Consider the following 11,834-nt stretch of genomic DNA (forward strand, 5'->3'; position numbering starts at 1 on the left):
TGCGCAGTGCTGAAGTTGGTCGTGCTCCTCTCCGGCGGCGGATCGAACCTCCGCGCCCTGCTGGACGCCACCGGCGACGAGGGCTTCCCCGCCCGCATCGTCGCGGTCGGCAGCGACACCGACGCCGAGGGCTTCCGCCACGCCGAGGAGCGCGGAGTCCCCGCCTTCACGGTCGCGCCGCGCGACTTCTCCTCCCGCGACGAGTGGGGCGCCGCCCTGCTCGGGCGCATCCGGGAGTGGGAGCCCGACCTCGTCGTCTGCGCGGGCTTCATGCGCATCCTGCCGCCCGTGGTGGTGGACGCGCTCAGCCCGCGGATGATCAACACCCATCCCGCCCTGCTGCCCCTCTTCCCCGGCGCCCACGCCGTCCGCGACGCCCTCGCCGCCGGCGCGACCGAGACCGGCGTCACCGTGCACGTGATCGACACCGGCGTCGACACGGGCCCCGTCATCGCCCAGGAGAGCCTCGCCGTGCTCCTCGGCGAGAGCGAGGACGCGCTGCACGAGCGCATCAAGACCATCGAGCGTCGCCTGCTGGTGCAGACGGTGCTCGACATCGCCCACGGAACCGTCGACCTCGAGGAGCTCGCCCGCGCATGAGCATCACCGCCCACGACCCCAGCAGCTACGACGACCGCGACCGGGTCCCCGTCCGCCGGGCGCTGATCTCGGTCAGCGACAAGACCGGCCTGCTCGAGCTCGGAGCGGCGCTCGCCGCGGCCGGCGTCGAGCTCGTCTCCACCGGCTCGACCGCAGCGACCCTCCGCGGCGCCGGCCACGAGGTCACCGACGTCTCGGCCGTCACCGGGTTCCCGGAGTCGCTCGACGGCCGCGTGAAGACGCTGCACCCGGCCGTGCACGCGGGCATCCTCGCCGACCTGAGGCTCGCCTCGCACCGCGAGCAGCTGGAGCAGCTCGACATCGCCGCGTTCGAGCTGGTCGTGGTGAACCTGTACCCGTTCCGCGAGACCGTCGCCGGCGGCGCCGACCCGGCGACCGTGGTCGAGAACATCGACATCGGGGGCCCGGCCCTCGTCCGCGCCTCCGCGAAGAACCACGCGAACGTCGCGATCGTCGTCGACCCGGCCGACTACTCCGGGATCGCGACCGCCCTCGCCGACGGCGGCACGACGCTCGCCGCGCGCCGCACCCTGGCGGCCCGCGCCTTCGCGCACACCGCCTCCTACGACTCCGCCGTCGCCGCCTGGTTCGCCGGGCAGGAGGCGGCCGAGGGCGTCGAGGGCTCGGTCGAGATCCGCGGGACCCTGCAGCAGGTCCTCCGCTACGGCGAGAACTCGCACCAGAAGGCGGCCCTCTACGTCTCGCCCGACGGCACCGGCATCGCGCAGGCGACGCAGCTGCACGGCAAGGAGATGTCCTACAACAACTACGTCGACGCCGACGCGGCCGTCCGCGCGGCGTACGACTTCGTACTGCCCGCCGTCGCGATCATCAAGCACGCGAACCCGTGCGGCATCGCGATCGCGAGCTCGAAGGCGATCGACCCCATCGCCTCCGCCCACCGCCGCGCCCACGAGTGCGACCCGGTGTCGGCCTTCGGCGGCGTCATCGCCGCGAACCGGCCCGTCACCCTCGCCATGGCCGAGACGGTGAAGGAGATCTTCACCGAGGTGCTCGTCGCCCCCGGCTTCGAGCCCGAGGCGCTCGAGGTGCTGAAGACCAAGAAGAACCTGCGCCTGCTGCAGCTCCCCGACTTCTACGCCCCCGTCGAGCGCGAGTTCAAGCAGATCTCCGGCGGCCTGCTGCTGCAGGAGCCGGACCGCTTCATCGGCGGCCCCGGCGAGGTCAGCTCCGGCTGGCAGCTCGTCGCCGGCGAGCCCGCCGACGCAGACACGATGCTCGACCTCGAGTTCGCGTGGAAGGCCTGCCGCGCCGTCAAGTCGAACGCGATCCTCCTCGCCAAGGGCGGCGCCTCCGTCGGGGTCGGCATGGGCCAGGTCAACCGCGTCGACTCCTGCCATCTCGCCGTCACCCGCGCCGGCGACCGCGCCCCCGGCTCCGTCGCCGCCTCCGACGCGTTCTTCCCCTTCGCCGACGGCCTCGAGGTGCTCCTCGCCGCCGGCGTGAAGGCCGTCGTCCAGCCCGGCGGCTCCGTCCGCGACGCCGAGGTCATCGACGCGGCCGCTAGCGCCGGCGTCACGATGTACACGACGGGGGAGCGGCACTTCTTCCACTGAGTGACGGGCGCTCCGCGCCCGTCACTCGGTGGAAGAAGTGGTGTTCGATCTCCCCGCCGCTCCCTGCGCGGCGGGGCGCGGTCGGCTTCGCGACGGGGTGCGTTCCGTAGAGCGGGGTGCGTCGCCGGTCGCGGGAATCGCTTGGCACGCGATTCCCGCTGAACCGGCTCTGCCTTGCGGTGCTCGTCTTCCCCGCCGCTCCCTGCGCGGCGGGGCGCGGTCGGCTTGGCGATGTGGTGCGCCCCGTAGAGCGGGGTGCGTCGCCGGTCGCGGGAATCGCTTGGCACGCGATTCCCGCTGAACCGGCTCTGCCTTGGCGTGTTCGTCTTCCCCGCCGCTCCCCGCGCGGCGGGGCGCGGTCGGCTCGGCGATGTGGTGCGCCCCGTAGAGCGGGGTGCGTCGCCGGTCGCGGAAATCGCTTGGCACGCGATTCCCGCTGAACCGGCTCTGCCTTGCGGTGGGCTTCTTCCTGGCCGCTCCCTGCGCGGCGGGGCGCGGTCGGCTCGGCGATGGGGTGCGTTCCGTGGAGCGGGGTGCGTCGCCGGTCACGGGAATCGCTGGGCACGGGACGCCGCTGAAACCGCTCTGCCGTGCGGTGGGCGGCTCTTAGGGGGCTGCTAGGGGATCGACAGGCGGGGCGCGGGCGGGGGCGCGTAGGGTCACCGGGTGCCTTCCGACTCGACGCCCGCGTCCACTCCCGACACCCCGACCGCCGCGACCACGATCGCCCCGAACCGGGACCGCGCGCCCGGGACGGGCCGCCGGATCCTCGTCGCGCTGCTCGCCGCCGCGGCGACCGCGCTCGTGGCGCACCTCGCCAACCTGCTGGCCTTCTTCATCGGCAACCAGCTGCAGCCCGGCTCCATCCCGCAGGTCAACGCCTATTTCCTGCTCTCGAGCGTGCTCGGCTTCGTGGTCGTCCTCGTCCTCGCCGTCGCGGGGATGCTCGGACGCACCTGGAGCGCCGCCCTCGCGGGACTCGTCGCGGGTGTGGTCGGAGCCGTGTTCGGCACGCTCGTCCAGGCCAGCGCCACCGGCGAGGCCGTCACGGGCGCCGTCTGGGCCTCCATCTTCCAGACCTTCGCCGGACTCAACCTCGTCTTCCTGCTCGCGTTCACCGTCTCGGCGGCGAGCGTCGGCCGCGCGCTCTGGAACCGCCTCCGCACCACGGGCGCGCCGGCCGCCGTCGTCACCGACCGCCGCATCGCGATCGTCCGGGCCCCGGCCGCCGACCTCTCGGCGGGCGAGCTCACCCACCTCGAGCGCGTCCCCGTCGACCAGCAGCGCGCCCAGCAGCAGTGGGAGGCGTACGTCGACCTGCTCGAGCGGGCCGGCTGGGAGACGGTCGAGGCCGCACCGGCGCCCGGACTCGCCGACTCCGTCTTCCTCGAGGACGCGGTCGTCGTCTTCGGCGACCACGCTGTGATCGCCCGGTCCGGAGCGGAGTCCCGCCGTGGAGAGACGGCGGGCGCCGAGGAGGCCGTCCGCGCCCTCGGCCTGACGGTCGACCGCATCGAGGAGCCGGGCACGCTCGACGGCGGCGACGTCCTCAAGGTGGGATCGACGGTCTACGTCGGCCGCGGAGGCCGGACCGACGCGGCGGGGGTCGCCCAGCTGCGCGCGATCCTCCGCCCCCGCGGGTACGACGTCGTCGCGGTCCCGCTGACGAAGGTGCTGCACCTCAAGAGCGCCGTGACCGCGCTGCCCGACGGCACGGTCATCGGCTGGGAGCCGGTCGTCGACGAGCCGCGCCTGTTCCCCTCCTTCCTGCCGATGCCCGAGGAGCCGGGCGCCCACGTGGTCGTCCTCGACGACGACACACTCCTGATGGCCGCCTCCGCTCCCCGGAGCGCCGAGCTGCTGCGGAGCCTGGGCTACCGCGTCCTCACCGTGGACGTCTCGGAGTTCGAGAAGCTCGAGGGCTGCGTCACCTGCCTCTCGGTCCGCGTCCGCTGACGGCGGAGGCGGGGGGAACCGCCGGATCGCGGCGGCCGCTGGACGGGGCGTATAGCCGGGGTATAGCCTTCAAGGCTGCCCGGAGCTCTCCGGCCCGGTGGCACCTCCCGCCTCCCCGCCCACCCGGCAGGGGAGGCCCCGCCCTCGTCGCGAAAGCCCTCCGCCGTGTCCGCTCCCGCCCTCCCGTCTCCCGGCGCCCCCGCGCAGAAGCGCCCGAGCACGCTGCAGACCCTGCTGCGCCTCGTCCCCTTCGTCGGCGACTCCCTGCCCCGGCTGGTAGGCGGCATCGCGGTCGCGCTCGTGGCGAGCCTGGTGTCGCTGGTCATCCCGATCGTCCTGCAGCAGCTCGTCGACGGGCCGCTGGGGGACGGAGCGGCCTCCGCCGGCTCCGGCGACCTCGGGACGCTGATCGGCCCGGTCGCCGTCATCCTCGTGCTCGGCGTCGTCGAGGCCGGTGCCATCGCGCTGCGCCGCCGGATGGTCCTCACCCCCAGCACGCGGATCGAGGCGCGCATGCGCTCGGCGCTCTACAGCCGCCTGCAGGACCTCCCCGTCTCGTTCCACGACCGCTGGCAGAGCGGGCAGCTCCTGTCGCGGGCGATGAGCGACCTCAGCCTCATCCGCCGCTGGATCGCCTTCGGCTTCGTCCTGCTCGTGGTCAACGCGCTGACGATCGTCGTCGGCTTCGGCGTCCTCGTCTACTGGAACCCGATCCTCGGCGTGCTCTTCGTCGTGTGCTCGATCCCGGTCTGGATCTACGGGTTCGCGTTCGAGAAGCGCTACTCGAGCATCGCGCGCCGCAGCCAGGACCAGGCGGGCGACCTCGCCACGACCGTCGAGCAGTCGGTGCACGGCATCCGCGTCCTCAAGGCCTTCGGCCGCCACCAGCACGCGCTGGAGAACTTCGCCGGCCAGGCCGAGAAGCTCCGCGGCACCGAGATCGACAAGGCCCGCGCCATCGCCGGGATCTGGTTCGTCCTGCTGCTGGTGCCGGACATCGCGTTCGCGCTCTGCCTGCTCGGCGGGGTCTGGCTCGCCGCGGCCGGCCAGCTGAGCGTCGGCGAGCTGTTCGCCTTCTTCGCCACCGCGACCGTGCTGCGCTGGCCGGTGGAGTCGATCGGCTTCCTCCTCTCGATGACCTTCGACACCCGCACGGCGGTCGACCGCTACTTCGAGGTGATGGACAGCCGGAACACCATCACCGACCCGGAGGACCCCGAGACGATCCTCGAGCCGCGCGGTCGGGTGCGCTTCCGCGACGTCCACTTCCGCTACCAGGACGCCCCCGAGCGCTACCGCGACCTCCTCGACGGCGTCGACCTCGAGGTCGAGCCGGGCGAGACGATGGCACTGGTCGGCATCACCGGCTCCGGGAAGACGACGCTCACCGCGCTGCTCCCGCGCCTCTACGACGTGACCGGCGGAGCCATCGAGCTCGACGGCGTCGACATCCGCCGGCTCCGCCGCGACGAGCTGCGCACGCACATCGGCATGGCGTTCGAGGACGCGACGCTCTTCTCCACCAGCGTGCGCGAGAACGTCCTCCTCGGCCGACCCGACGCGACCGAGGAGGAGCTGCTCGAGGCCCTCGAGATCGCGCAGGCCGACTTCGTCCACCGCCTTCCCGAGGGCCTGGACACGAAGGTGGGCGAGGAGGGGATGAGCCTCTCCGGCGGCCAGCGCCAGCGCCTGGCCCTCGCCCGCGCGGTGGCCGCGCGTCCGGCGGTGCTCGTCCTCGACGACCCGCTCTCGGCGCTCGACGTCGACACGGAGGCGCGCGTCGAGGCGGGGCTGCGCCGCGTGCTCGGCGACACCACGGCGATCATCGTCGCCCACCGCCCCTCGACGGTGGCGCTCGCCGATCGCGTGGCACTGATGGAGGAGGGCCGCATCACCGCGGTCGGCACCCACAGCGAGCTGCTCGCGAGCAGCCCGCACTACCGCTTCGTCATCTCGAGCCTCGAGGAGGACGAGCTGACCCGGCCCGCCGGGACCGAGCGCATCGGCTCCCGCCCCACGACGACCCACCAGGAGACGCGATCATGAGCACGCTCGGTTCCTCCGAGGAGCGCGACGACCTCAGCAGAGCGGAGTCGGCGGCTCTGCGCCGGCGCTCGCTGCGGCTGCTCGGCTCCCTGCTGCGGCCGCTCCGGCTGCGGCTGGTGCTCACCGCGGTCGTGGTCGTCGTCGCGACCGCTGCCCAGGTCGCGGGACCGGCGCTGATCGCGGCGGGCATCGACAACGGCCTGCCCGCGGTCCTCGCGGGGAACGCGGTCCCGCTGGCGGTCACGGTCGGCGCCTACATCCTCACCGGACTCGTCGGCGCGCTCCTGGTCGCCTGGTACACCGTGCTCTCCGCGCGGGTGAGCCAGGCGATCCTGATCGACCTGCGCAAGCGGGTCTTCCTGCACACCCAGAAGCTGAGCCTGGAGTTCCACGAGAACTACACCTCCGGCCGGATCATCTCGCGCCAGACCAGCGACCTCGACTCCATCCGCGAGCTGCTCGACTCCGGCATCAACCAGCTGGTGCAGGGTGCGCTCTACATGGGCTTCGTCGCGATCGCCCTCGTCTCCCTGGACGGCGTGAGCGGCATCGTGCTCGCCTGCGCCCTGGTGCCGCTCGCGCTGCTCACCCGCTGGTTCCAGAAGCGGTCGCAGGCGCTGTTCCGCGGCACCCGCGTCGCCTCGTCGCGGCTCATCGTGCAGTTCGTGGAGTCGATGACCGGCATCCGCGCCGTGCAGACCTTCCGCACGCAGAAGCGCAACGAGTCGGTGTTCGGCGGGGTCGTCGAGCAGTACCGGCTCGCCTACAAGCGCGTCTTCGGGGTGTTCGGCACCTTCGACCCCGGGCTCGTGCTGATCGGCAACGTCACCGTCGCCGTGGTGCTGTTCATCGGCGGCGTCCGCGTGCTCGACGGCGGGCTCGAGATCGGCGCGCTGCTGGCGGTCCTGCTCTACACCCGGCGCTTCTTCGACCCGGTGCAGGAGATGGCGATGTTCTACAACTCCTACCAGTCGGCGGCCGCCGCGCTCGAGAAGATCTCGGGCGTGCTGGCCGAGGAGCCGAGCGTCCCGGATCCGGCCCGCCCGGTCGACCTGCGCCAGGCGCGGGGCCGCCTCGGCTTCGAGGGCGTCCGCTTCGCCTACACCGCCGACCGCGAGGTGCTGCCGCGCTTCGACCTCGACATCCCCGCAGGGCAGACCATCGCCCTCGTCGGGTCCACGGGCGCCGGCAAGACGACGCTCGCCAAGCTGATCTCGCGCTTCTACGACCCGAGCGACGGCGTGGTGACCCTCGACGGCGTGGACCTGCGGCAGCTGCACCCGAGGGACCTGCGGCGCGCGATCGTGATGGTCACCCAGGAGGCGTACCTCTTCTCCGGATCCGTCGCCGACAACATCGCGATCGGGCGGCCGACCGCGTCCTACGACGAGATCGTCCGGGCCGCGCAGGCGGTCGGCGCGCACGAGTTCATCCAGGCGCTGCCGGACGGCTACGACACCGACGTGAACAAGCGCGGCGGCCGCGTCTCGGCCGGTCAGCGCCAGCTGATCTCGTTCGCCCGCGCGTTCCTGGCCGACCCGGCGGTGCTGATCCTGGACGAGGCGACCTCCTCCCTCGACATCCCGAGCGAGCGCCTGGTGCAGCAGGGCCTGCAGACGCTCCTGGCGGACCGCACGGCGGTCATCATCGCGCACCGCCTCTCGACGGTCGCGATCGCCGACCGGGTGCTGGTGATGGAGCACGGCCGCATCGTCGAGGACGGCACCCCGGAGGCGCTCATCGCCGGCGAGGGCCGCTTCGCCACCCTGCACGCGGCCTGGCGGGACTCGCTCGTCTGAGCGGCTGCCGCTCGCGACTAACGCACTTGAGCCGATCCCGGCTCAGGGGCGCCAGCGTGCGCTGCGCACGTCGACGCGCCAGCCGCCCGGCGTGACGACGAGGGGCGTGCCCTCGCGCTCGTACTCCCGGCGGGCGCGCTCCTCGTGGCCGACCGGGGGCGCTCCTCCCGCGCGGACGACGCGCCACCAGGCGGTGTCGGAGCCGTAGCGGGCCATCACCGTGCCGACCGCGCGTGCCGCACGCGTGCCGAGGACCGCGGCGATCTCGCCGTAGGCCATCACGCGTCCGGGCGGGATCGAGGCGACCACCTCGAGGACGGCGGAGACGAAGTCGGCCGGCTCCGCTGCCTCCGGCGCCGCGCTCAGAGCGTCAGCGCCCCGATGTTCTCGCCGTACTGCGTCTCGCCGACGACCTCGAAGCCGATCCAGCGGAAGAACTGCTCCGGGCCGTCCTCGCCGGACTCCCAGATCACCGTGAGGGTGTCGAAGCCGCGGGCGCGGGCCTCGTCGGCGGTGGCGCGGACGGCGAAGGTGCCCACGCCGCGGCCCTGCTTCGCCGCGTCGATGTTGATGCGCCAGATGCAGCTGCGGAACTCCTCCGCCGCCTCCGGGTCGAAGTGCGCGTGGATGAAGCCGACCAGCTCGTCGCCGTCCATCACGGCCCGCTGCCAGGAGGCGCCCGGGTCGATCACCGCGGCGGCGGCGGAGTAGGAGACCGGCGCGATGAACTGCTCCTGGCCGGGTTTGAGGCTCAGACCGTTCACGGCGGAGATGTTCGAGGCGGACAGCTCTTCCAGGCGGAGGTCACTCATGCCGTCACTGTACCGGCGGCGCAGGACGGCGGGCATCCTCCTGTCGGGCGACGTGCACCGGCCCCGGCGCGGACGATCGAGAACTGTCTCGACATCGAGACAGTTCGGGCCTCGGGTAGGCTGGCGGAGGCCATCCGGAGCGGTGCAGAGCCGCCCGTCCCGCACAGGTGCGGGGTCATCGACACCATGGGAGAGCAATGTCCAAGATCAAGGTTGAGGGAACGGTCGTCGAGCTCGACGGCGACGAGATGACGCGCATCATCTGGCAGAAGATCAAGGACACCCTCATCCACCCGTACCTCGACGTGAACCTCGAGTACTACGACCTCGGCATCGAGTACCGCGACGAGACGGACGACCAGGTCACGATCGACGCGGCGCACGCCATCCAGAAGCACGGCGTCGGCGTGAAGTGCGCGACCATCACCCCCGACGAGGCCCGCGTCGAGGAGTTCGGCCTCAAGAAGATGTGGAAGTCGCCCAACGGCACGATCCGCAACATCCTCGGCGGAGTGATCTTCCGCGAGCCCATCATCATCTCGAACATCCCGCGCCTGGTCCCCGGCTGGAACAAGCCGATCATCATCGGCCGCCACGCGTTCGGCGACCAGTACCGCGCCACCGACTTCGTCTTCAAGGGCAAGGGCACGCTGACCGTCGAGTTCACGCCCGAGGACGGCTCCGAGCCGATGAGGTTCGAGGTCTACAAGGCCCCCGACGACGGCATCGCGCAGGTCCAGTACAACCAGGACGCGTCGATCCGCGACTTCGCCCGCTCGTCGCTGAACTACGGCCTCTCGCGCAACTACCCGGTCTACCTCTCCACCAAGAACACGATCCTCAAGGCCTACGACGGCCGCTTCAAGGACATCTTCGAGGAGATCTTCGAGACCGAGTTCAAGGAGCGCTTCGACGCCGCGGGCCTCACCTACGAGCACCGCCTCATCGACGACATGGTCGCCTCGGCCATGAAGTGGGAGGGCGGCTACGTCTGGGCCTGCAAGAACTACGACGGCGACGTCCAGTCCGACACCGTCGCGCAGGGCTTCGGCTCGCTGGGCCTGATGACCTCCGTGCTCTCCACGCCCGACGGCAGCGTCGTCGAGGCGGAGGCGGCGCACGGCACCGTCACGCGCCACTACCGCCAGCACCAGGCCGGCAAGCCCACCTCGACGAACCCGATCGCCTCGATCTACGCCTGGACGCGCGGCCTCGCGCACCGCGGCAAGCTCGACGGCAACCAGGAGCTCATCGACTTCTCGCTCACGCTGGAGGACGTGGTCATCAAGACGGTCGAGTCCGGGAAGATGACGAAGGACCTCGCCCTGCTCGTCGGCCCCGAGCAGGGCTGGCAGACGACCGAGGAGTTCCTCGCGACCCTCGACGAGAACCTGAAGGCCCGCATGTCGGCCTGATCTCCGGCTTCAGCAGACGCGTCCGGCCCGCACGATCCTCGGATCCTGCGGGCCGGACGCGTCTGAGGGCTCGGTGGGACGCGCCCGGGCCGAGCGCCTCAGAGCGCCCGGGCGAGGTCCTCCATCGCGTGGAGCGGATCGGGCCCCGACGGCATCAGCACGACGCTCGACGCACCGGCCTCGTGCAGCAGGCCGATGCGGCGACGAGCGTCCTCGGGAGTGCCCACGACGGCCAGCTGGTCGACCCAGACGTCGGGCAGGTCGCGGACGAAGGCGGCGCGGTCGGCGCTCTCGGCCCGCAGGCGGGCGAAGTCCTCGGCGAAGGGGAGCGGCTCGATGTGCGGCGCCCAGTCCGGCTCGCCGATCCACTCGAGTCCCGGCCGGACCGCGTCGCGCGCGGCGGCCGCGTCGTCGTCCACGGCGGCCACGTTGTAGGCGACGATCCGCCCGGTGCCGCCGAGGTGGCCGCGGGCCGCCGCGAGGTACTCCGGAGTGACGGGCTCGGCCAGGACGACCCCGTCGGCGATCCGGCCCGCGAGCGCCAGCGACCTCGGTCCGCGGACGCCGGCCAGCAGCGGCGGCACGACGGAGGGCGGCGACTCCAGGACGAGGCCGTCCACGTGCACGTAGCGGCCGGAGCGGTGGGTGCGCTCGCCGGAGAGCAGCGAGCGGATCGCGTCGAACTGCTCCTCGAGCAGGGTGAGCGGGCTGCGCGGCCAGACGCCGAGGCCGCGCATCCAGTGCGGCATCCCGTGCCCGATGCCGGCGTGGACGCGGCCGGGGAACAGTTCGGCGAGAGTGCCGAGCTCCATCGCGGTGAAGGCCGCCGTGCGGACGGCGGCGGGCAGGATGCCGATGCCGACGACGATCCGCTCGGTGGCGGCGAGCACCGCGCCGGCCTGGGCGATGCCGCCGCGGAAGCCGAGGTCCTCGACCACCCAGAGCTCGTCGAAGCCGAGCTCCTCGGCGCGGCGGGCGTAGCCGAGCACCTCGGAGGCGGGGAGATCGCGGGGGAGCAGGACGCCGACAGCGGTGTCGGAGGAGGAGGCGCGCATCCGGCCAGCGTAGGGCGTGCGGACAGGCGGAGGGCCCGCCCGCACGATCGCGGACGGGCCCTCGCTCGTCGTCCTATTCGGCGGCAGCCTCGCCGATCCGCACCTGCTCGGGGCGGGCGGTCGAGACGACCTCGATGCGGCGGGGACGCGCCTTCTCGCTGACCGGGATGGTCACCGAGAGCACACCGTTGTCGTAGGACGCGGCGATGCGCTCGGTGTCGACGCCCTGGCCGAGGCTCAGCTGGCGGACGAAGGTCGCCGACTGGCGCTCCCGGGTGATCCAGGTGACGTCGTCGCCGCTCGCGACGGTGCGCTGGGCGCGGATGGTGAGGAGCTGCCCGTCCACGTCGACGTCGACGGACCCCGGGTCGATGCCGGGGAGGTCGGCGGTGAGTACGTAGTGGTCGCCGTCCCGGTACAGGTCGATCGGCATCCGGCGGGGCCCCTGACCGGAGCCGAGGAGGGCGGTGGCGAGGCGGTCCAGCTCGCGGACGGGGTCGTAGGTGACAGCCATGAGATCACTCCATTCAGTCGTGCAACGAAGAGTTCCAAG

At 72.4% G+C, this 11,834-nt stretch carries 10 protein-coding genes; 6 read left to right on the forward strand and 4 right to left on the reverse strand.

Features of this window, described 5'->3' with window-relative positions; all coding sequences use genetic code 11:
• The first annotated feature begins 6 nt into the window (after window positions 1–6).
• The 5 genes from purN to C5C82_RS01220 all read left to right on the forward strand — a co-directional run bounded on the left by purN (window position 7) and on the right by C5C82_RS01220 (window position 7,999).
• The gene (purN, locus tag C5C82_RS01200) at window positions 7–600 is read left to right on the forward strand and encodes a phosphoribosylglycinamide formyltransferase (RefSeq protein ID WP_104234179.1); all 594 of its coding nucleotides are present in this window, start codon (window positions 7–9) and stop codon (window positions 598–600) included.
• The gene (gene purH / locus C5C82_RS01205; RefSeq protein WP_104354491.1) at window positions 597–2,198 is read left to right on the forward strand and encodes a bifunctional phosphoribosylaminoimidazolecarboxamide formyltransferase/IMP cyclohydrolase; all 1,602 of its coding nucleotides are present in this window, start codon (window positions 597–599) and stop codon (window positions 2,196–2,198) included. The genes purN and purH overlap by 4 nt, the downstream gene beginning before the upstream one ends.
• Window positions 2,199–2,864: 666 nt before the next feature.
• On the forward strand, window positions 2,865–4,154 hold the full coding sequence (gene ddaH / locus C5C82_RS18145; protein WP_308471849.1) for a dimethylargininase: 1,290 nt from the start codon (window positions 2,865–2,867) through the stop codon (window positions 4,152–4,154).
• A 165-nt stretch (window positions 4,155–4,319) separates the two neighbouring features.
• On the forward strand, window positions 4,320–6,200 hold the full coding sequence (locus C5C82_RS01215; protein WP_104354492.1) for an ABC transporter ATP-binding protein: 1,881 nt from the start codon (window positions 4,320–4,322) through the stop codon (window positions 6,198–6,200).
• Entirely contained in the window at window positions 6,197–7,999 is a 1,803-nt protein-coding gene (locus C5C82_RS01220; protein WP_104354493.1) for an ABC transporter ATP-binding protein, read from the forward strand. Before C5C82_RS01215 ends, C5C82_RS01220 begins: the two co-directional genes overlap by 4 nt.
• Before the next feature lie 42 nt (window positions 8,000–8,041).
• Here the strand turns inward: C5C82_RS01220 and C5C82_RS01225 are convergent, their stop codons facing one another.
• Both C5C82_RS01225 and C5C82_RS01230 read right to left on the reverse strand, forming a co-directional pair.
• On the reverse strand, window positions 8,042–8,365 hold the full coding sequence (locus C5C82_RS01225; RefSeq protein WP_104238475.1) for an MGMT family protein: 324 nt from the start codon (window positions 8,363–8,365) through the stop codon (window positions 8,042–8,044).
• Window positions 8,362–8,811, reverse strand: coding sequence for a GNAT family N-acetyltransferase (locus C5C82_RS01230; protein ID WP_104224946.1), 450 nt, complete (start codon window positions 8,809–8,811; stop codon window positions 8,362–8,364). Before C5C82_RS01230 ends, C5C82_RS01225 begins: the two co-directional genes overlap by 4 nt.
• 197 nt (window positions 8,812–9,008) lie before the next feature.
• On the opposite strand from C5C82_RS01230, the gene C5C82_RS01235 reads away from it, so the two are divergent.
• Window positions 9,009–10,226: an NADP-dependent isocitrate dehydrogenase gene (locus C5C82_RS01235; RefSeq protein WP_104224939.1), complete on the forward strand. Its 1,218-nt coding sequence runs from the start codon at window positions 9,009–9,011 to the stop codon at window positions 10,224–10,226.
• Between the two features lie 98 nt (window positions 10,227–10,324).
• Here C5C82_RS01235 and C5C82_RS01240 read toward each other — a convergent pair whose 3' ends face one another.
• Both C5C82_RS01240 and C5C82_RS01245 read right to left on the reverse strand, forming a co-directional pair.
• Window positions 10,325–11,281, reverse strand: a complete 957-nt coding sequence (locus C5C82_RS01240) for an LLM class flavin-dependent oxidoreductase (RefSeq protein WP_104354494.1) — start codon at window positions 11,279–11,281, stop codon at window positions 10,325–10,327.
• A gap of 73 nt (window positions 11,282–11,354) precedes the next feature.
• The gene (locus C5C82_RS01245) at window positions 11,355–11,795 is read right to left on the reverse strand and encodes an Hsp20/alpha crystallin family protein (protein WP_104233909.1); all 441 of its coding nucleotides are present in this window, start codon (window positions 11,793–11,795) and stop codon (window positions 11,355–11,357) included.
• Window positions 11,796–11,834: the final 39 nt, after the last annotated feature.

The organism is Rathayibacter sp. AY1D5 (genome assembly GCF_002932515.1).
Lineage (GTDB): Bacteria > Actinomycetota > Actinomycetes > Actinomycetales > Microbacteriaceae > Rathayibacter.

Bases quoted from the DNA above. Each gene is read 5' to 3' on its own strand.
- purH (WP_104354491.1), top strand. From the start codon at position 597: ATGAGCATCACCGCCCACGACCCCAGCAGCTACGACGACCGCGACCGG.
- C5C82_RS01220 (WP_104354493.1), top strand. From the start codon at position 6,197: ATGAGCACGCTCGGTTCCTCCGAGGAGCGCGACGACCTCAGCAGAGCG.
- C5C82_RS01230 (WP_104224946.1), bottom strand. From the start codon at position 8,811: ATGAGTGACCTCCGCCTGGAAGAGCTGTCCGCCTCGAACATCTCCGCC.
- C5C82_RS01235 (WP_104224939.1), top strand. From the start codon at position 9,009: ATGTCCAAGATCAAGGTTGAGGGAACGGTCGTCGAGCTCGACGGCGAC.
- C5C82_RS01240 (WP_104354494.1), bottom strand. From the start codon at position 11,281: ATGCGCGCCTCCTCCTCCGACACCGCTGTCGGCGTCCTGCTCCCCCGC.
- C5C82_RS01245 (WP_104233909.1), bottom strand. From the start codon at position 11,795: ATGGCTGTCACCTACGACCCCGTCCGCGAGCTGGACCGCCTCGCCACC.